The 19514-nt window shown below is 46.4% G+C and carries 16 protein-coding genes; 3 read left to right on the top strand and 13 right to left on the bottom strand.

Annotated elements, in window-relative coordinates; translation table 11 throughout:
* Window positions 1-2: 2 nt before the first annotated feature.
* From KSX81_RS04425 to KSX81_RS04405, 5 genes are all read right to left on the bottom strand, one after another.
* On the bottom strand, window positions 3-314 hold the full coding sequence (locus KSX81_RS04425; protein WP_005944158.1) for a DUF4134 domain-containing protein: 312 nt from the start codon (window positions 312-314) through the stop codon (window positions 3-5).
* A 202-nt stretch (window positions 315-516) separates the two neighbouring features.
* Entirely contained in the window at window positions 517-1245 is a 729-nt protein-coding gene (locus KSX81_RS04420) for a hypothetical protein (RefSeq protein ID WP_005944161.1), read from the bottom strand.
* A 21-nt stretch (window positions 1246-1266) separates the two neighbouring features.
* On the bottom strand, window positions 1267-1614 hold the full coding sequence (locus KSX81_RS04415; RefSeq protein ID WP_005944164.1) for a DUF3408 domain-containing protein: 348 nt from the start codon (window positions 1612-1614) through the stop codon (window positions 1267-1269).
* Window positions 1615-1616: 2 nt separating this feature from the next.
* Window positions 1617-2057, bottom strand: a complete 441-nt coding sequence (locus KSX81_RS04410) for a DUF3408 domain-containing protein (RefSeq protein ID WP_005944168.1) — start codon at window positions 2055-2057, stop codon at window positions 1617-1619.
* 2 nt (window positions 2058-2059) lie between these two features.
* Window positions 2060-3109, bottom strand: coding sequence for a ParA family protein (locus tag KSX81_RS04405; RefSeq protein ID WP_008765477.1), 1050 nt, complete (start codon window positions 3107-3109; stop codon window positions 2060-2062).
* A 422-nt stretch (window positions 3110-3531) separates the two neighbouring features.
* Here KSX81_RS04405 and mobA point away from each other — a divergent pair, with 422 nt between their 5' ends.
* From mobA to mobC, 3 genes are read left to right on the top strand one after another with little or no spacing between them, the layout of a single operon-like run.
* The gene (gene mobA, locus KSX81_RS04400) at window positions 3532-3957 is read left to right on the top strand and encodes a conjugal transfer protein MobA (protein WP_005944180.1); all 426 of its coding nucleotides are present in this window, start codon (window positions 3532-3534) and stop codon (window positions 3955-3957) included.
* The gene (gene mobB, locus KSX81_RS04395) at window positions 3936-5186 is read left to right on the top strand and encodes a conjugal transfer protein MobB (RefSeq protein WP_005944183.1); all 1251 of its coding nucleotides are present in this window, start codon (window positions 3936-3938) and stop codon (window positions 5184-5186) included. Before mobA ends, mobB begins: the two co-directional genes overlap by 22 nt.
* 32 nt (window positions 5187-5218) lie before the next feature.
* The gene (gene mobC / locus KSX81_RS04390; protein WP_005944186.1) at window positions 5219-7228 is read left to right on the top strand and encodes a conjugal transfer protein MobC; all 2010 of its coding nucleotides are present in this window, start codon (window positions 5219-5221) and stop codon (window positions 7226-7228) included.
* 144 nt (window positions 7229-7372) lie between these two features.
* Here the strand turns inward: mobC and KSX81_RS04385 are convergent, their stop codons facing one another.
* The 8 genes from KSX81_RS04385 to tet all read right to left on the bottom strand — a co-directional run bounded on the left by KSX81_RS04385 (window position 7373) and on the right by tet (window position 19471).
* Window positions 7373-9154: a UvrD-helicase domain-containing protein gene (locus KSX81_RS04385; protein WP_005944188.1), complete on the bottom strand. Its 1782-nt coding sequence runs from the start codon at window positions 9152-9154 to the stop codon at window positions 7373-7375.
* Window positions 9155-9158: 4 nt separating this feature from the next.
* Complete coding sequence (locus tag KSX81_RS04380; protein WP_005944191.1) at window positions 9159-10940, bottom strand: ATP-dependent nuclease; 1782 nt, start codon at window positions 10938-10940, stop codon at window positions 9159-9161.
* Between the two features lie 19 nt (window positions 10941-10959).
* Window positions 10960-12090 carry an ATP-binding protein gene (locus KSX81_RS04375; protein ID WP_005944193.1) on the bottom strand — a complete coding sequence of 377 codons (1131 nt, stop codon included), beginning with the start codon at window positions 12088-12090 and terminating at the stop codon, window positions 10960-10962.
* A gap of 299 nt (window positions 12091-12389) precedes the next feature.
* On the bottom strand, window positions 12390-13007 hold the full coding sequence (locus KSX81_RS04370) for an RteC domain-containing protein (RefSeq protein ID WP_005944195.1): 618 nt from the start codon (window positions 13005-13007) through the stop codon (window positions 12390-12392).
* 210 nt (window positions 13008-13217) lie between these two features.
* Entirely contained in the window at window positions 13218-13631 is a 414-nt protein-coding gene (locus tag KSX81_RS04365; RefSeq protein ID WP_005944197.1) for a dihydrofolate reductase family protein, read from the bottom strand.
* 281 nt (window positions 13632-13912) lie between these two features.
* Window positions 13913-15235: a sigma-54-dependent transcriptional regulator gene (locus tag KSX81_RS04360; RefSeq protein WP_005944275.1), complete on the bottom strand. Its 1323-nt coding sequence runs from the start codon at window positions 15233-15235 to the stop codon at window positions 13913-13915.
* Window positions 15228-17546, bottom strand: a complete 2319-nt coding sequence (locus KSX81_RS04355; protein ID WP_005944277.1) for an ATP-binding protein — start codon at window positions 17544-17546, stop codon at window positions 15228-15230. The genes KSX81_RS04360 and KSX81_RS04355 overlap by 8 nt, the downstream gene beginning before the upstream one ends.
* On the bottom strand, window positions 17546-19471 hold the full coding sequence (gene tet, locus KSX81_RS04350) for a tetracycline resistance ribosomal protection protein (RefSeq protein ID WP_005944279.1): 1926 nt from the start codon (window positions 19469-19471) through the stop codon (window positions 17546-17548). Before tet ends, KSX81_RS04355 begins: the two co-directional genes overlap by 1 nt.
* Window positions 19472-19514: the final 43 nt, after the last annotated feature.

The following is a 19514-nucleotide window of genomic DNA, read 5'->3' as shown; positions in this document are numbered from 1 at the left end:
TATTAAAGGAAGAATGAGCGCAGGATGGTGGCGGCGACAATCAGGAAGATGCACGCTCCGAACCAGCTTGCCGCTGTTTTGGAGGTATCGGGATCGCCGGACGAGAATTTCCCGTACACTTTCACGCCCCCGATAAGCCCGACTACCGCGCCGATGGCGTAGATGAGTTTCGTGCCGGGGTCGAAGTACGAACTCACCATAGAGGTGGCTTCGTTGATGCCCGCGATGCCGTTCCCCTGCGCGAAGGCGGAGGCGGTTACGGCAACCAGAAGTGCCGCTGAGAGGATAAGTTTCTGTCTGTTGTTCTTGTTCATAAACTGTTCTTGTTTTGTGCCGTCAAAAGGGTGGATGGTCCTTTGTCGGGCGGTTGATACTCGGTTACTTTTCTTTGGTTTAGTGGGTTGCCCGTTTGTTTCTACGGACTTGGGTGTGTCCGTTGCGGACCGGCTGTACCTTGTACCGCCGTGCGCGTGGGTGATGCCGTCTTACGTTTTCATTTTCATTCTTTTTTAGTCGTTATACATAGTTGCGGATGTCGAAGTCCTCAATATTGTCCGGGACGACAAAATCCTTTTTCGGTTTCTTCAGCCGGATTTCGATAAGCCCCTTGATGCGGATGCTCATTTCAGACGAGCCGGTCATCAGCTTCTCGTACAGCTCCGTCCCTTCCATGTCGGTGAAGACCTTTGCCGCCCGCTCCCGTTCCGTCGTTGTCGCTTCCGGGTTCTTGGCGGTTCTGACCGCATCGTCTATCTCGTCGAAGCTGCTTCCGGATGCCCTCGGCGCGTCGGGCGTTTCTTCCTCCGGCTCGTCCTCCCCGAACTCCAGTTCCGAAGGCGTGAGGCTCGTGAAGGTTTCGTCGAGTTTATCCTCCGGGATTTGGGCGGGACGGGACACGGTTTCCGTGTTTCCGTCGTCAAAAGTAGCCTCTTCCTCCGTCAGCTCAATGCCTTTTTCCGAAGTGGCGGCTTCTTGCGTCGGTATGGCAGCGGTTGTCCGGGTCGATGCCATCCTGAAACGGCTCTTGCCGATGATGTCCGGGGTGTCTGCGGGCGGTATTTCCCTTACCGCTTCGGGCTTTGCCGCCGTGCCGCCCAACGACCGCCACACTCCGGCTATGCTTCTGAGGAAGCGGACAAGTCTGGTTTCCATGATCCTGTCATAAAGGAGCAGGAACAGGAACCACAGGTTGCAGCCGACCGATACGGTCAGCAGAATATCAGTCATGCTTATTGTTTCACTCATGCACGTTCTCTTTTTTGAGGGTTAAAATACTGCGTCGTAATTCCGGGCGTAAAGGCTTTTTATCGCCTCCTCGCACTGGTTGAAGTGGTGCGTAAGCACATGGTCGATGTAGGCGGACAGCGACAGCCGGTCATGCCCGATCACACGGGTGATGCGCATGATGCGGTCGTGGTACTCCGGGCGCACATACGCCATCTTTCCCTCGCGTGCCTTCACTTCGGCTTCACGGATGAACAGCCGTTCATAGTCCTTCTCACCGCATTTGCCGCATAACGGCACGGGGGACAGGATTTCCACACTCGCCTGCACTTGGGCAAGCATACCGCCGCCGTCATGCTGCGGACTTCTGTTTTTCTGGTTCTTTTCCATATTCAAATCAAGTCTTCACGTTGTTTCTTGTACAGTTCGTTTATTTTCTCCTTGTGCTGTTCCAGATGTTGGCGCAGCACGGTGTCCACGTAGCCGCCTACCGAGATTTCACGCCCGGCGATGTCGTTCACGATTTTGAGAATCTTGCTGTGGACGTCGCGGCTGATATAGACGCACTGGCGCGTCTTTATCTCGTTGCGGCGGAGGAACAGCCCGGAATAGTCGTCCTCCTGCCGTTTGCGGCGGACGGTGTCCCTCTGCGGTTTTTCCTTTGCCGTGTATTGCACGGGCGGCGGTTCCGTTTCAGGGACGCTTTCTTCTTCGGGAGCAGGTGCGGGCGGCTCCTGCGCGTGGTACAGGGTCCCGTCCTGCCTGCGTCTGCCGATGGAGGCTATCAACAGTTCCTCGTCAATGCCTTCGGTGTTCACTTTCCTGCTGCCCATGATTATTGAGGTCTGATGATACGGCTTATCTCTTCCGAGAACTCACGGATGCCGCTCCCTTTCAGCAGGGACGCATCCATCGGGAAGATGGTAGAGCGGAACACGCTCTTGCGCTCTTCCGAGAGGTCGCGCCGGAACTTCTTGCTGTCGGGCAGGCGGGTGGACAGCACCGGCAGCCCCATCTCGGCTATCACATCCCCATACAGGTCGTAAAGCCCGTTCTTCTCCCTGCCGTCCACCATCGTCCAGAAGAGGTACAGCCCTTTTGTTTTCGCCTGTCCCGTCGTCATGAGGTTGTCGCGGAACATCACGGCGAATTGCAGGGTGCTTTCCACGACAAAACGGTCGGCACTCATGGGCGCGAAGATGTAGTCCATCTGCGAGAGGGTCTTGACCACGCCGTTGCTTTTCAGGGTTCCCGGCATGTCGAAGAACACGACGTCGGGTTTCACCTTTTCTTCGGCAAGCATCCTTTCGGCATCATCGAGGGCGTTAAGGGCGTCGCTTGCGATGACCGGGTAGGCGTTCTTCCTTATCTTGCGGAAGTGGTCACACGCGAGTGCCTTGAAATAGAGGCTCCCGCCGATAAGTCCCGTTTCACGCTCACGCAACCCGTGTATGCTGTGCTGCGGGGCGTCGCAGTCTATGACGGCGACATTGTGTCCTTTCACGTTGTGGAGGTAGTTGGCGGCAAGTGCCGTGACGGTGGATTTGCCGATGCCCCCTTTCTGTGTTGCGAATGCAACGAATGTTTCATTACTCATGGTTCTGTTGGTTTTAATGGTTGATGAATTGTTTTCCTGCTCCGATACGGAATCGGTGACATGTATATCCGCGTCCGCGAATCTCCGCCTGTCCGGTTCGTCACGTATCCGCTTCAACGGTGAGGCAGGGATTCGGATAACTGGTGAATGACGACATTGCGTCATGAAGTCATTGAATCCGTGAATCACCGCGTCATTGGAAAGCCGGGCATCCGAAGGTTCGGGTATCCGGTCTGGCAAATAGCCGCCGAAGCGGTTTGCCGGGTATTTGAAAGCCTCATTTTTCATATCTTCAAATCGTTCGTTTCTTGAATCATGCTGCAAATAAACAAGGATATTTTTGAATCCGCACCACTTCCCCGGCAAGTGGCGGCATGTTGCGCCGGTTGGCACTGATTGTCCGGGGCAAGCCTCTGTCCGATACCGCTTTAAGGGCGTAACTTTGCACCCGAACGGCAGGGTTCGCCGCAGGTGGCGCAGCCCGGAGTTTGAAAGGTATTCCCCCAATCCGTCCCCGACGGATTTTTATGTTCGTCTGAACATAGCAAGATGTCTTTTCAGCCGCTCAAAACGTTTTGAGCAGCCACGAAAAGCACTTGCCCTTGCAGGGGGCGGGCTTCCTCTCCGAAGTCGGGAAGCCTTTCAAACCTGCGGTGTCTGTGCCAAGAAGCGGCGGCTTATGCCGTCCATCCGCTAAATCCAAAGTTTATATGAAAGAGAAAAGAAACAAGACCGGGAGAAATCCCAAACTTGATCCGGCGGTGTTCCGCTACACCGTCCGTTTCAACGAGGAGGAACACAACCGTTTCCTCGCCATGTTCGAGAAGTCGGGCGTTTACGCCAAGTCGGTTTTCATCAAGGCGCACTTCTTCGGGCAGCCGTTCAGGGTGCTGAAAGTGGACAGGACGCTGGTGGATTACTACACCAGACTGTCCGATTTCCATGCGCAGTTCCGCGCGGTAGGCACGAACTACAACCAAGTCGTGAAGGAACTCAGGCTGCATTTTTCCGAGAAAAAGGCGATGGCGTTGCTCTACAAGCTGGAGCAACAGACCGTCGAACTCGTGAAACTGAGCCGTCAGATTGTGGAACTTTCAAGGGAAATGGAGGCGAAATGGTCGCAAAAATCAGTGTAGGAAAGTCGTTGTACGGCGCGCTTGCCTACAACGGGGAAAAGATCAACGAGGCGAAAGGGCGTCTGCTCACCACCAACCGCATCTACAATGACGGCACGGGGACGGTGGACATACGCAAGGCGATGGAGGGCTTTCTTGCCTGTATGCCGGAGCATACGAGGGTGGAGAAACCGGTACTCCATATCTCTCTCAACCCGCATCCCGACGACGTGCTGACCGACACGGAATTGCAGGACATCGCACGCGAGTATCTGGAGAAACTCGGCTACGGCAACCAGCCGTACCTTGTTGTCAAGCACGAGGACATAGACCGCCACCATCTGCATATCGTGACAATCAATGTGGATGAGAAAGGCAGGCGGCTCAATCAGGATTTCCTTTTCCGTCGCAGCGACCGCATCCGGCGGGAACTGGAACAAAAGTACGGGCTGCACCCGGCGGAACGTAAGAATCAACGGATAGAGAACCCGCTGCGCAAGGTGGACGCTTCGGCGGGCGACGTGAAGAGGCAGATCGGGAATACCGTCAAGGCTCTGAACGGACAGTACCGTTTCCAGACGATGGGTGAATACCGCGCCCTCCTTTCCTTATATAATATGACGGTGGAGGAAGCGCGGGGAAACGTGCGCGGACGCGAGTATCACGGGCTGGTCTATTCCGTCACCGATGATGCCGGGAATAAGACGGGCAACCCGTTCAAGTCCTCGCTTTTCGGGAAGTCCGCCGGCTATGAAGCCGTGCAGAAGAAGTTTGCCCGTTCCAAGCAGGAGATTAAGGACCGGAAACTCGCCGACATGACAAAACGCGCCGTCCTTTCCGTGCTTGAAGGCACGTATGACAAGGAGAAGTTCGTTTCGCGGCTCAGGGAGAAGGGTATCGACACCGTGCTGCGCTATACGGAGGAAGGACGCATCTACGGAGCCACGTTCATCGACCACCGCACGGGCTGCGTGCTGAATGGCTCGCGCATGGGCAAGGAGCTTTCCGCCAACGCCTTGCAGGAACACTTCACGCTGCCTTATGCCGGACAGCCGCCGATTCCGCTGTCCGTTCCGGTGGAAACAGGAGAGGATATGCGCAGACAGACCGCATCCGACCACGAGGACACGGTGGGCGGTGTCGGTCTGCTCACTCCCGAAGGTCCGGCAGTGGATGCCGAGGAGGAAGCCTTTATCCGGGCGATGCAGCGCAAGAAGAAAAAGAAAAGGCGCAAGGGCTTGGGAATGTAATCGAGGTATCAACAATCAAAAATTTTCAATCTATGTCACAACAAGAAGACGATTTGAGGGCATTGGCGAAAATCATGGATTTTCTGCGTGCCGTGAGTATTATTTTAGTGGTCATGAACGTGTACTGGTTCTGCTATGAAGCCATACGGCTATGGGGCGTGGACATCGGCGTGGTGGACAGAATCCTGATGAACTTCGACCGCACGGCGGGGCTGTTCCGTTCCATCCTCTACACGAAACTGTTTGCCGTTCTCCTGCTTGCCCTGTCCTGTCTGGGGACAAAGGGTGTGAAGGGAGAGAAAATCACTTGGGGAAGAATCTGGACGGCACTTGCCGCAGGGTTCGTGCTGTTCTTCCTCAATTGGTGGATACTGGCATTGCCGCTGCCGGTTGAAGCGGTGACGGGGCTTTACGTGCTGACCGTAGGCACGGGCTATGTATGCCTGCTGATGGGCGGTCTGTGGATGAGCCGCCTGTTGAAGCATAACCTCATGGATGACGTGTTCAACAACGAGAACGAGAGCTTCATGCAGGAAACACGGCTTATCGAAAGCGAGTATTCGGTCAATCTGCCCACACGCTTTTATTACAGGAAACGTTGGAACAACGGCTGGATCAATGTCGTGAATCCGTTTCGTGCGTCCATCGTGTTGGGTACGCCGGGCAGCGGAAAGTCATACGCGGTAGTAAACAATTTCATCAAGCAGCAGATTGAGAAGGGCTTCTCGATGTATGTCTATGATTTCAAATTCAGTGACTTGTCCACGATTGCCTATAATCATCTGCTCAACCACCCGGAGGGGTACAAGGTGAAGCCGAAGTTTTATGTGATAAACTTCGACGACCCGCGACGCTCGCACCGTTGCAATCCCATTCACCCGGACTTCATGGAGGACATCACGGACGCTTACGAGAGCGCGTACACCATCATGCTCAACTTAAATAAAAGTTGGGTGCAGAAGCAGGGCGACTTCTTTGTGGAATCGCCCATCATCCTTTTCGCGGCTATCATCTGGTATCTTAAAATTTTTCAGAACGGCAAGTATTGCACGTTCCCCCATGCCATCGAGTTCCTGAACCGCCGCTATGAGGATATTTTCCCGATTCTGACCTCTTATCCCGAACTGGAGAACTATCTCTCACCGTTCATGGACGCATGGCTCGGAGGGGCTGCCGAGCAGTTGATGGGGCAGATCGCATCGGCGAAAATTCCACTGTCACGCATGATTTCCCCGCAGCTCTATTGGGTGATGTCGGACAGCGAGTTCACGCTGGACATCAACAATCCCGAAGAGCCGAAAATCCTCTGTGTGGGCAACAATCCGGACCGTCAGAACATTTACGGGGCGGCTCTCGGTCTGTATAATTCCCGTATCGTGAAGCTCATCAACAAGAAAGGGATGTTGAAGTCGTCAGTTATCATCGACGAGCTTCCGACGATATATTTCAAGGGGCTGGACAACCTTATCGCCACCGCACGAAGCAACAAGGTTGCCGTATGTCTGGGATTTCAGGATTTCAGCCAGTTGGTGCGTGACTATGGCGATAAAGAAGCCAAAGTCGTGATGAATACTGTCGGAAATATCTTCTCCGGTCAGGTGGTGGGCGAAACCGCCAAGACGCTTTCGGAGCGGTTCGGAAAGGTGTTGCAAAAACGGCAGTCTATCTCTATCAACCGGCAGGACGTTTCTACATCCATCAACACGCAGATGGACGCGCTTATCCCGCCGAGCAAGATTTCCGGATTGACGCAGGGCATGTTTGTCGGTTCGGTGTCCGACAACTTCAACGAGCGTATCGAGCAGAAGATTTTCCACTGTGAGATTGTCGTGGATGCCGAGAAGGTGAAACGCGAGGAGAAAGCCTACAAGCCGATACCCATCATTACCGACTTCACGGACGAGGATGGCAAAGACTGCATGAAGGAAACAGTGCAGGCGAATTACAGGCGCATCAAGGAGGAGGTGAAACAGATTGTTCAGGAAGAGTTGGAACGCATCGCTAATGACGAAAATCTGAAACATCTGTTGCAGCAGAAATAGCCGACAGGAGGCAGTCGGTAACGGAAACGGGCGGGACAAGTTTGATACCTTGTTCTGCCCCGTTATAAGCATATTATTACCAAGTAGTTAAATATAAAGCAAAAAACAGATGATGGCAAACAATATCGCATCATCTGTTTTTGCTTAGAACAATTTATTTCTCCAACAATCGATATCGTCTGATGGAACGGCTATCCATAACATTTTTTTAGGTCGTGTACATGCAACATACACAATGCGGAGTTCTTCATTATTGTCAACAGAATACTTTGCAGGATTATTCAAAATCGTTGCATAGTTCGTGCTGACAGCTTTTTTAGATAGAAATACTAAAATAGCCTCCAATGTCATGCCTTTTACCGAATGAATTGTTTTCAGGTAAGGTCGCTCTTGCCGAAAGAGATGATTTACTGTTCTAAAAAGCGATTCAATACGGACATTCGCCTTGCCCAAATCAACAGTTAGATTTATGCCCGTTTGTTGAAGTTCCGTAATCCAATTAGACAGTGTATTATTCGTTGAAGGTAATTTTTGAATAAACTCAACCATTTCTGCTCTATGTCTTCTAAACCCTACTTCCCCTATTTCTTTTCGTATTGTACTTGCGGGAACATACCGTACTCGCTTTGTTATTTTATAGCAACCTTTTTCTATAAGAGATAGTCCGTCAGTATATTTTCCATGATCAATCAAATATTTTCCATATACAATATCTCTAACGCCGTAGTGTCCGTTTATCCACGGACTATTCTGTCTTGATGAGCTATCATTGTTTACTAATCCAAAGTTTGTTTCGCCAAACTTTTGTCCTCGAAATACAACTGCATATTCAGATTCATCCAATCCCATCTCATTGCATTTTTCGATGAAATGATTCGTAATTTGATTGACAGATTCCGGCGTGTCGAGATGCCCTTTAATACATGGCTCGTCTGTGTAATCCTTGTCACTTGCTATTGAACACATTTCATTTCCTGAGAAACGATTAGCTAATTGACATATTTTTTCGGAGCTACGTCTATTTTCCGACAAATCCAATGAATGCCAATCTGGATTATTGTATTTTTCCATAAATAAATGTGGACTGGCAGTATTCCATTCAAAAATTGCTTGGTCAGGATCCCCAATCAACATAATAGATTCCGCTCCATATTGAGATAATTTATCAATTATAGCCATTTGCAACTCTGTTGTGTCTTGAGCTTCATCAATTATCAATATAGGAAATCTACGGACAAGATTTTGTGTTATTGAAGGATATTTATCTAATATTCTGAATGTAAAATATATCGCATCTGCCTGATTGAACTTGCCTGCATTGAAATGTTTCCATTTCATCTCTTTCAATTCAGATATAATCTTTTTAGGTGAACCATCTTTCTTATTGGGATTATCCCAATCCGCTTTTCCGAAATGATATGACTGATATGGGGCTAATCGCAATAATTGGTCATTAAGCCCAAATGATATGAGATCGAAATAGTAGTTGGTATCACGAGATGTAATTATTCGTTCACCGTGCTTACCCCTAATATATCTTGTTTGGGTCGGATCATAATCAAACCATTTATTAAATGCGGTTCCTACTATTTCAGGACGACAATCACATCCCATAACTAAATGGGCATAAGGCAGAAATATGTAAGTATTTATAAAACTATCAATCGTCCCTATAAATGAAGGATAACCTATATTTCGACAACCGAATGTCTCTTTAAGTTCTTTTTGTATAACCTCACATGCAGTGTTGGTAAAAGATATGGCTGCAATTCCTCGGTGTCTCGATAAATTATTCTCTCGTAAAAGTTTTGCCATACGCGCAGCCACAGAGAAAGTCTTTCCACTTCCCGGACAGGCTTTCACGACAATTCTCGGCTCGTTGCAACCTACAACAGCTTGTTGTTGTGCTGATAATTGAATATCCATACTTTTATTCTGAAGGGGCTATGAACAAAATAGCATCCTTTATATAATCAGGTACATCGAACGCTACTTCGGTTTCTAATCTATCACAAAGTTGTAATGCAAATTCCGCTTTATCTTTATTAGATTTGAGTTTTTTCATTAAAGTAGAGACATTAAAATCACCACTTAAATCATCTGTTTGAGCATGTATTTTTCGATATACATCTCGCATTATAGCTTTGTTACGCTCAGATTGTTCGAATAAATCATGCTCAAGAGTGTGTGTAGCCAAACATACTTTCAGGTTATGTTTCTCTAAATCCTTTGCTTTTTGCGCTCTGTCAGATATATCTCCATTGTCTTTGGGATCGCTGTCTGTAATGATCGCACATTTCGACAATAGTCGCTTTCTCTCATCATCATTGTTAAATAATAACCCAAAATGATTGAATGCGACACCTCCGATATTGACTAATTCAATGCCACTTTTACACAAGTCGATTTTTTCGGTCAAGAATTTCTTTGCGAGAATGGGTATAATAATCGCTTCTGCGACACCTTCTACCAACAACACTCCGTTAGCAAAAAATAATTGAGCTTTTGTCGTGTCCAAGAATTTTCGCAAATGTCGTTTACTTTCTTTCGGATAATCATCTTCCGATAATTCATCAAATGAAAATGACTGTATAATACTTTGTTTACGTTGCAAAATGGAAATATTATTGACATCCGATTTAGCCGTAATTGTCGGTGAGTGCGATGTTACAAATACTTGAAGTCCTTTGCTTTGTAATTCATTTAGATACTCGAAGAAAGTATTCTGATACTGTGGATGCAAGTGTGCTTCGGGCTCTTCCACAAGTAAAGCGTTGTAGATTTCCAAAGCATGGTCTTCGCATCTGTTGATAAGATCTCCTAAGACAACGGATGTGAAAATAAGATTGTTTTCACCTAAACCATTTTGAGATAGGGTAAAGTATTTCTGTTCTTGTCCGGCTTCGACTGTTTTATAAACCGGACATTTTAATTCGATACCACGTACAACATCCGAGAACTCTCGGCCTACATAGCGCATTTCTATATCAGGATGTTTTAGAGTTATTCCTGTACCTTCAAGATGCTCATTAACTTTGCTCTTTCCTGTAGTTAAAATATGTTTCCAATCATAAGCATCATTCTCGAAGATTTGGTATAGATTTTTTGCAAGTGATTTTTTCTTTTCTTCATTCAGAGGTATGCTTTCGTTGCCTTTGTCATATTTTGTAAGTTGGTTGAATAACTGCGATGTTTTATTGTCATATGAATAAGGTCGCAGACAACTTACGGCATCTCTTAGTGGACTTAAATAGGTATAAAAGATTTCTTGTAAAGATTCATAAGGTACTTGCTGCCCTTCGTTGTCTCCACCCCATATTATTCGTTTGAAATATTTTTTCTTCCCATTATTTTCTTGGATGAATTTCAAATGCAACTGTATCGTTTGCTTGTCAGGATTGTCTTTATCTTGTGATATGAAATCATAGAAACATTCCCTTTCAATTGACGCATCTCCAAATTCAAATATCAAGTCAAATTGTATGACTGTGTTGATTTCTGAAGGATTTTCCGGATTAACATGTAAATCTCCGTCTTGCACATAAATAAAGTTATCTGGTTTACCGCATCCGAGACATATACGTAAGGCATCTATAATTGCGGTTTTTCCCGAATTATTTTCTCCAATCAGTATATTTATACCATTCTTGAAATACAAGGTGATATCATCGAATACTCTAAACTTACTAATATGCAACCGGCTTAAATACATACTCTTATAAATTTTTACATTACACAAATTCTAAATAATTTTCCCTGTTCACCACATGAAACTCTACGTGTGGATATGCTTCTTGAAATACTTTTGGAACAGTCGGCATCTTGTTCCCCCATTTAAATTCCAATGCGGTCAGATTATTAGGATTCTCTTCGATAAGATCAATCTCTTGTTTATCGTAAGTACGCCAAAAATAGAACTCCTTATGCAGCCCTTCGTTGAAATTCGCCTTACGACGCTCTCCGATGATATAGTTCTCCCACAATGCACCAACATCCTGCCGAATAGCCAATGGTGAAAAAGCACCTATAATAGCATTTCGAATGCCATTATCATAGAAATACCACTTCCCAGCTTTCGTCACCTCCTTGCGAAGATTGCGCGAGTAAGCCCCAAGACGATATATAACGAATACTTTCTCCAAGAGGTCAAGATATTTTTCAACTGTTGTTTTGCTCATGCTGAGCTGTTTACCTAACTCATCGTAAGAAACTTCACTGCCCAACTGAAAAGCTATCAATCGAAGCAGATCGCGCATCTTGCTCGAATTTTTTAAGCCGTCAATTGCTAAGATATCTTTAAGCAGGTATGCACCTACAATATCGCGTAAATAGTCTGTTTTACGTTCATAGTTCTCCATCATTACTACTTCAGGATATGAACCGTAAATTAAACGGGCTTCAAGATTCTGACGAGTTTCAAAAGGGGTTTCTATTTGTGCTATTTCCCGTTGCGAAAAAGGAGTAAGTAAAAATTGCGTACTGCGACCTACCAACGGTTCACCAGTCTTATTCAGTAAATCGAATGATGAAGAACCACTTGCCAAGACGCTTATTCCCGGTATTTCATCAACTATCAACTTCAGAATACTACCGATTTGTGGTATGTTCTGTGCCTCATCAATAGCCAGCAAATCAATACCATCCAGCAAATGTCGATAATTGGCAATTGAGCGATTCTCCAAAAGTGCTAATGTGTCGTAGTCTTCACCGTTGAGCATCATAGTCCTACCTGAATAGTTGTCCACAATTTTACGCATCATTACCGTTTTACCAACACGGCGGGCACCAAAAATTAATACTGCTTTATTGGGCGCGATTCGTGCAGTAATCTTCTCTTGAAGTATTCTATTTACTGTTTCCATACCTTTATGAATTATAGTGCAAAGATAATCATAATTTTTTAATTGGCGAATTTTACACAAAAAACAAACTGCAAAGTGGCGATTTTTATAGATCAATCTTAAAGTAGTTGTTTCATCGTTCGTAGTAATTATAAATGCTAATAGCACTAATTGTTCTATTATTTCCCAGACATAATGTTTTGCAGTTTATCTTTATCGGATTGAAAGGTTTCATATAGAACTAATTAGTATGTAATCAAATATAAACTAAAAAGACAGGAATACATGCATCCTGTCTTTTTATTTATAATGGATATTTTTTATCTTCTCATGCGCTCCATTTCTTCGTCGCGGAGCATTCTCTCGTTCAGTTTCTCCTGCATTCTGTTAAGGAAATAGGTGCGGCTTTCGTTCTTCCGGCGTTTGATGTCTATATAGAAGCGGTAGCAGTCCTTTGATTCAACCCCGAAAATCTTGTAGAGAAGCGGGGCCAGCTGTTTGAGCGGCATGTTGCCGTTGTTGATGCAGCCCATCTCGTTGATGCCGTAGATAAGTTCCACGAGGTCGATGGCGTTGCCCGTCCATTGCAGGGGTGAGGCGGGATTTTCGGTTGTGTTGTCGGAGGATGTACGGATGGGGATTAGTGGTGGCACTTGGGGAGCGGCAAGGAACTTCTGCATCTTCCTCACGAAAGAGAGTGCCTTGCTGATGTAGGCTGCAACCTCCCTCTTTTCTTCGGGAAGATTGCGCACGGGATGGTGCTGCAACTCGATTTCAATGTAAGCCAGCGCAATGATGGTGCGGTTGGTGTCCACATTGCCGCTGCATAGTTCGATCACTTGCGTGGCGAAAGCCGTGTATGCCGTTTCCATATTGCAGTCCCCGGCTTCGTTTATACGGCGGAAGAACTCGGTTTCCGCCAATAAGAAATAATTCATGTCCTGTCAATTTTGAAATTTTACACTCTGTTTTTCGGTATGCGCACATGAATATGATTGGCAAAAAGCGTGTACATAAAAGAAAAAATCCGGCACGCTCTCTGCAAGGTGCTGGATTTCAGTGTGATAATTTCTCAATTTATTTATCCGACAGGAATTGTATTCAGCTTAAAGTGTTCATTTACTGAACATTCGTCCACTTTCCGGACATCAAACGCACGCTTTATAGATATGGCGGACCACTCCGTTGCGGTACACCTTCTGTGAGGTCAGCGTCCATTGTCCCTGTGGCAAGGCGGACTGGAAGAAACGCTTTCCCGTTCCGGCAATGAAAGGAATCGTGTAAAGTATGATTTCATCCACCACACGCATACGCAGCAGCCCGTTGATGTAGTCCGCCTTTTCAGGAGTGACTTCTGCCAGATAGCAGATGTCTGTTGTGGATTTCCGCCATTCGTCAAGCATAGATATGGAATAATCCGGTGTGATATGATAAAGGGCGTTTTCCCTTATCTTATTGATGCCGCAATCTTCAAGGCGCAGTTCCTTATACGCTTTGCAACATAACTCGGAGCTTTGACAACCGTCCATCGTGAGGACGGCAAGAATCTGTACTTTACCCATTATCGTTTCCTTTCGTTGGGCAAGGACAAAAAAGTAGCGTGCAAATCACACTACTTTCGAGCGACGGCTCTGGTAAAGCCTTTTACGGAGAGTACGTGAATGCACGCTATGCGTAGGCATAGCATAAGCATCACGCAATCGTCTCCGTAGTGTCAATTTACCAGATTTTCGCTCGAAACGCCTTGCGGTCTTATGTTATATATAGGCGGCAAAAGGCTCTGCCAGTCGCCGTTACCTTCTAATATGTCATGCAAAGATAGCCATTTTCAGCGAATTGCGGGCTATGGTTGCTCAAATTTATACTTCAATCCATATTCTTCCAGTTTATTATAGAGTGTTGTCCTGCCTATTCCAAGCAATTCGGCAGCGACCTTCCGGTTCCCGTCAGCCTGCTTCAAAGCACGCAGAATCCGCTCTTTATCTTCCTCATCGTTGCGTAGGGAGAAGCCGGTAATAGAGGTTGTTTCGGTTATCCCAAGTTCCAGATGCTCTTTCGTGACAAGTCCCGTCTGTGCCTGCAACACCGCGCCCATGATTTTCTGCCGAAGCTCGCGCACGTTGCCCGGCCATGAATGGGTCAGCAACGCTTTCCGTGCTTCGGAGCTGAATCCGCTAACCTTGCACTCCAATTCATTATTGGCAATCTCGCGGAAAAACTCTGCCAGCGGCATGATGTCTTCCTGACAATCACGCAGCGGCGGAACGGTTATATCGAAGTCGTGCAGACGGTACAGCAAGTCCTGCCGGAAACGCTTTTCATTGACCGCCTTTTCCAGATTCTCGTTGGTGGCAGCGATAATACGGACATTGAAACTTCTATCCGTCCTGTCACCAACGGGGCGGTATCGCCGCTCCTGTATGGCACGCAGAAGCATCTGTTGGGTTTCCGGTGCGAGGTTGCCCACTTCGTCCAAAAACAGCGTGCCGCCTTCGGCTTCATGGAAATATCCTTTCTTGGCACTGTCCGCACCGGTGAATGCGCCTTTGACGTGTCCGAAAAATGCCGATGGAGCAAGCTCTTTGTTTAACGATCCGCAGTCCACAGCCACGAACGGCTTGCCGGAACGTTTGCTTTTATCATGCAGATGGTGGGCGATATGCTCCTTGCCCGTGCCGTTCTCTCCGAATATCAGTACGCTCATGTCGGTTGGTGCTACCAGCCTTATCCGGTGCATGATTTTCCGGAAGGCGGAACCGTCACGGGCAAACACGGGCATACGGCTCCGCCCGATATTCCGCTCTTTCAGTATGGTACGGAGAAGAGGCACGAGTTTGTCCTCCACGAGTTGTTTGGGTATGTAGTCCAGCGAGCCGAGTTTCATACTTTCAACCGCCGTATGCACTTCGGCATAGTCGGTCATGATGATGAACGGCTGCGTCATACCCTCTTTGCGCATCCAACGCAACAGGTCGATACCATTGCCGTCAGGTAGGCGCAGGTCTGAAACCACGATGTCCCCGTCAGCGGCTTGTTGCAGAAGTTTCCTCGCTGTCGAGAGGTGGAAAGCCTGCACGGTACGGAATCCCTCACGTGCCAGCAGGTTACAGACAAACTCGCAATACACGATGTTGTCCTCCACCACGATGATTTTTATCTTATCCATTGTTGTATTTCTTCCTTTCTTCTTTTGCCAGCCGGATTATCTCCGAACCCTTATCCAGCACAGCTCTTACGGCATTGCCTATTGCTTTGTCGTCAGGTGTGCCATTGTGATGAATCAGTTTATAAAGTTCCCTCAACGGTCTGTCGGCACGGAGTATCTCCCAAGAGCTGCGCAGGTGGTGTGTTAGGGCGTCCAGTTCCGGAAGGTCTTTCCGTTGTTCCGCATACCTGAGCGACTGCATTTCCTTTTCTGTTTCCGTTATCAATTTCTCCAGCATGACGGCTTCATTGCCGTAGGATAGCAGGGAGGTGAAACCCGGCTTTTCATTTTGTGCCGCATTCATGGCGCATTTATTTGAAATCTCCATCAGTTCAGATATGGAGAACGGCTTGAACAGGCATTCTGTGAATCCATGTTCTATAAGTTCCTCTTTGCCGCAACTGCCCGAAGCGGTTGTCACGATTACCGGGATATCCCTTGAATTGCCAACGTTGGAAGTGCGCAACAGTTCCAGCAACTCGAAACCGTTTATATCCGGCATATTCAGATCCGTCAGAAGAAGGCTGTATTCCTTTTTTCGTATCAGTTCCATCAGCTCCGCAGCATTGGTGCAGGTATCGCAGTGTATCCCTTCCTGTGCATACATTTCTTTCAGCATCAGGAGCAGCACTTCGTCATTGTCGATGGCAACCACATCGTGGAATGTATGGTTATGATGAACCTGTGTTTGATTTATCCGTTCCGGTAGTTCCTCGGCTGTCTGCATGGGGATTTCCACCGTGAAACGGCTACCTTTGCCTTTATCGCTCTCCAGACGGATTGTGCCGCCGAGCATTGTCACAATACGCTGAACAATGGAAAGACCTAATCCGAAGCCATCCTTTGCGGCAGCGTTTGACAGACGTTCAAACGCCCCGAATACCCGTTGCTGTTCCTCTTCGGTCATACCTGTACCCGTATCTTCGACGATAAGTTTCAGCAGACCGTTATCATAATCTGCCCGCAAAGAAACACTGCCGTTCTCCGTGAACTTGATAGCGTTGGACAGCAGGTTGTTCCCGATTTGCAAGATGCGTTCCTTATCTGTACATACAAAGGCATCCTTGTGGCAATGTATTGTCAGAGTCAGTCCTTTGTTTATGGCGATTGGCATAAACTCCGTTTCGAGCGTATGTGTGATTGCGGAAATCCTACATGCGGAGAAATTAGGCTGTTCCTTGCCGTTGTCCAGCCGGAAAAAATTCAGCAGGGTGTTCAGCATTTCACGCATGCGGTCAGAAGATTCCTGAATGTTTCGGATATACGTCCCGGTTTTATCCGTATTGCAGTCTTTCCGCATCAGTCCGGCATAACCCGTTATTGCCGTCAGTGGTGTACGTAATTCATGGGTAATGGTATGAACGGCTTTCTTGCGAGAGGCTATCAGTGCCTCGTTTCGCTTTGCCATTTGTTGCAGTCGCTCAATTAAATCTGCGGTTTCCTGTTTATATCGCTTGATGCGGTTGGCATTTCGGTGTATGATGATATATGATATGACCAGTAGCAGTATAACGAACCCTGTCAAGCCCCCAATCTGAATGAACGACCGTTCCCGCATGGCTGTTATCTCGGCTTCCCGCTTTTGTAGGTCAGTTTGTACTTTCCCGTCTATTTGAACAACCAGTCCTTGCAGTTGCCTGTTAAGTTCCGCATTTCGTGCGGCAAGGCTATCGGCATGAACCGATAAGCGACGGCTTTGCGCCTGTTGTTCGGTTCTCATATTCCGGTTAAAGGAACGGTGCATCGTGGTAGTCACAGTTGGTTTCGCTTCTTCCTTTTTGCCGAAGATGCCCAAGAATCCTTTTCGTTTAGGTTTCTTGGGTTGTTCTTGCACACTTTTCTGCGCGATTACGGGTACTTGACGGGGTATCTTATCGTTGATGGCTTGTTGCTGTTCAAGTATCTGCACGATTTGGCACATCTGCCGTTCCTTATCTTCGAGAAGATGGCGTACGCTGTCTATACGCTCTGCCGGATAGGTAGCTTTGAAACGGCAGAGCATACTGTCCATTGCCATACGCTGTGCATGGTAATGTTCGATATCTTTATCGTTCCATTCCAGTATTGTTTCACCAAATAGAGAGAATTTTATCATTTGAATATTGATATTGTTTATCTCTTTTCGGAACTCGTCTATTTTTTTATTGTCAAGTTCTAATGCTTCTATCTCCTGCCATTCATAGAAGCTATTATATGCTATACATCCGATAAGAACGGAGATAAGTATATACCCCAACCGTATTGTCTTATAGAAATTCCTGGATCGTTCCATTATTTTGATGATACTGATTTTTCAAACATGAATAAAAGTTTATCCTTTTCTTCCATACGGGTATTATCAGAATAACCGCCTTTTGTTATTTGATACCCACACGGCTTAACCATAAAAGTGCCTAAGCCTTTAGTGTATGAACTTACTTCTGAGGCATAGTCTTTACTTGTATTTAATGGAACTTTCCCTTCAATAAGACACCACTCATTATTACAACTGATACCTTTAATCTCAGACATCATTTTTTGCAGATCTGTAATAGCTTTGGAACTTGCTACTTGTGGTATCTGTAACTCAAAATAGAGCATCGGTTCGAGAATATCCACTCCTGATTGTTGCAAAGCCAACCTGAAGACATAAGGAGACAATTGTCTAAAATCGGCAGGGGTACTTATCGGACTATAATAAAGGGCATAAGTAAAGGTTACTTTCAAATCCGTCACTTCCCATCCATGCAATCCCGATTGGCAAGACATACGGATTCCTTCAAAAACGGCATTTTGAAAAGAATGGTTCAGATAACCAAAGGAGATTTCACTTTCGATTTGCAACCCTGACCCTATCGGTAAAGGTTCAAGAGTCAGTCCTATGGAGGCCCAGTAAGGGTTGGGAGGGACTTCGATATGGATAATCTTATTCACCTTCTTTTTAGGTCGTTCTTTGTAGATAGTCTTGATTTCATCAAAATGGGGCTTTACGGAGAATCGTTCTTCCAGCAATGTTTGTATGATTTCTTTTTGGGTTAAACCATATAACGAGATTTCCAATTCATCACTATATGAATTTATGGAAAAGGACAGAGACGGGTCTTCAATAAACAATACATTTAGAGCGGATATCAACTTGCTTCTCTCTTCGGGCTTGTCTGGTCGGACAGAAGATTTGAGGGCGGGATGCTGATGAGATAATCCTTGAATCAGACAAGGTTTAACACCTAAATAATCTCCGATTCTTAATTCTTCTATATCTTCTATAATTGCGATATCATTAGCAACCACTTCATCAACATTTATCTCTTTGCCCTGATAAATGGTTTTTAGATTTTTAATCTTGATGAATTTTTCAGAATCATTGACTTTTATAACGGTTCGAAGTCTCAGCCTTCCGTCAATAATTTTTAGAAAACTTCTTTTATGCCCTTTGGGGTCATGTTCTATTTTATAAAGATAAGCTGAAAGTCTATTGGGGACTGATGCCGGAGGAAATATAAAAGAAATGATGGCGTCTAACAACTCATTGATGCCAATATTGCACATTGCTGATCCATGCAAGACCGGATAGGCTTTGGCTTTTGCCACAAGAGCGATTATCGCATTCCAATAATCTGCCGGTAAGATTTCTTTATCCGCCAAATATAGTTCTAATATATCGTCGTCATGGTTGCATACAAATTCTTTGTGTTCTGCCCTTATATCTGTTGGGGTGCAAATCGGGTAAACGACTCCATCGACAACCGTTTGCATAAACAAGACGTCTTGCGACAGATTTGTTTTTATGTCCAGATATAAACGCTCAAGATTTACGCCGGCACGATCAATCTTATTGATAAATATAATTGTCGGGATTTGCAGTTTTTGCAAAGTCTTGAACAGCAACTTTGTTTGTGCTTGTATGCCTTCCTTTGCCGATAATATGAGGACTGCACCATCAAGCATTTTGAATGTCCGCTCCACCTCTGCAATAAAATCCATGTGTCCCGGAGTGTCAATGATATTGCATTTCACACCATTCCAAACAATAGATGTCGTAGAAGCCCGAATAGTAATTCCTCTACGTTTTTCTATATCCATAGAGTCTGTTATGGTGTCACCTTTATCAACACTGCCGCGCTTTTCCGTTGCTCCGCAGGCAAATAGCAGATTTTCGGTTACGGAAGTTTTTCCTGCATCAATGTGAGCAAGAATTCCTAAATTTATAATGTTCATTTGATTAAGCAATAATATACTACAATAGATGCATTGCCGAAAC

This window comes from Bacteroides sp. MSK.18.37, assembly GCF_019129155.2.
Classification (GTDB): Bacteria; Bacteroidota; Bacteroidia; order Bacteroidales; family Bacteroidaceae; genus Bacteroides; species Bacteroides ovatus.
This window is presented reverse-complemented; position numbering and strand designations above follow the sequence as displayed.

Coding starts and splice junctions, on each gene's coding strand:
- KSX81_RS04415 (WP_005944164.1), bottom strand. CDS start 1,614: ATGGAAAAGAACCAGAAAAACAGAAGTCCGCAGCATGACGGCGGCGGT.
- KSX81_RS04365 (WP_005944197.1), bottom strand. CDS start 13,631: ATGGGTAAAGTACAGATTCTTGCCGTCCTCACGATGGACGGTTGTCAA.
- KSX81_RS04370 (WP_005944195.1), bottom strand. CDS start 13,007: ATGAATTATTTCTTATTGGCGGAAACCGAGTTCTTCCGCCGTATAAAC.
- KSX81_RS04425 (WP_005944158.1), bottom strand. CDS start 314: ATGAACAAGAACAACAGACAGAAACTTATCCTCTCAGCGGCACTTCTG.
- mobC (WP_005944186.1), top strand. CDS start 5,219: ATGTCACAACAAGAAGACGATTTGAGGGCATTGGCGAAAATCATGGAT.
- KSX81_RS04420 (WP_005944161.1), bottom strand. CDS start 1,245: ATGAGTGAAACAATAAGCATGACTGATATTCTGCTGACCGTATCGGTC.
- KSX81_RS04410 (WP_005944168.1), bottom strand. CDS start 2,057: ATGGGCAGCAGGAAAGTGAACACCGAAGGCATTGACGAGGAACTGTTG.
- KSX81_RS04360 (WP_005944275.1), bottom strand. CDS start 15,235: ATGGATAAGATAAAAATCATCGTGGTGGAGGACAACATCGTGTATTGC.
- mobA (WP_005944180.1), top strand. CDS start 3,532: ATGAAAGAGAAAAGAAACAAGACCGGGAGAAATCCCAAACTTGATCCG.
- KSX81_RS04355 (WP_005944277.1), bottom strand. CDS start 17,546: ATGGAACGATCCAGGAATTTCTATAAGACAATACGGTTGGGGTATATA.
- tet (WP_005944279.1), bottom strand. CDS start 19,471: ATGAACATTATAAATTTAGGAATTCTTGCTCACATTGATGCAGGAAAA.
- KSX81_RS04385 (WP_005944188.1), bottom strand. CDS start 9,154: ATGGATATTCAATTATCAGCACAACAACAAGCTGTTGTAGGTTGCAAC.
- KSX81_RS04380 (WP_005944191.1), bottom strand. CDS start 10,940: ATGTATTTAAGCCGGTTGCATATTAGTAAGTTTAGAGTATTCGATGAT.
- mobB (WP_005944183.1), top strand. CDS start 3,936: ATGGTCGCAAAAATCAGTGTAGGAAAGTCGTTGTACGGCGCGCTTGCC.
- KSX81_RS04405 (WP_008765477.1), bottom strand. CDS start 3,109: ATGAAAAATGAGGCTTTCAAATACCCGGCAAACCGCTTCGGCGGCTAT.
- KSX81_RS04375 (WP_005944193.1), bottom strand. CDS start 12,090: ATGGAAACAGTAAATAGAATACTTCAAGAGAAGATTACTGCACGAATC.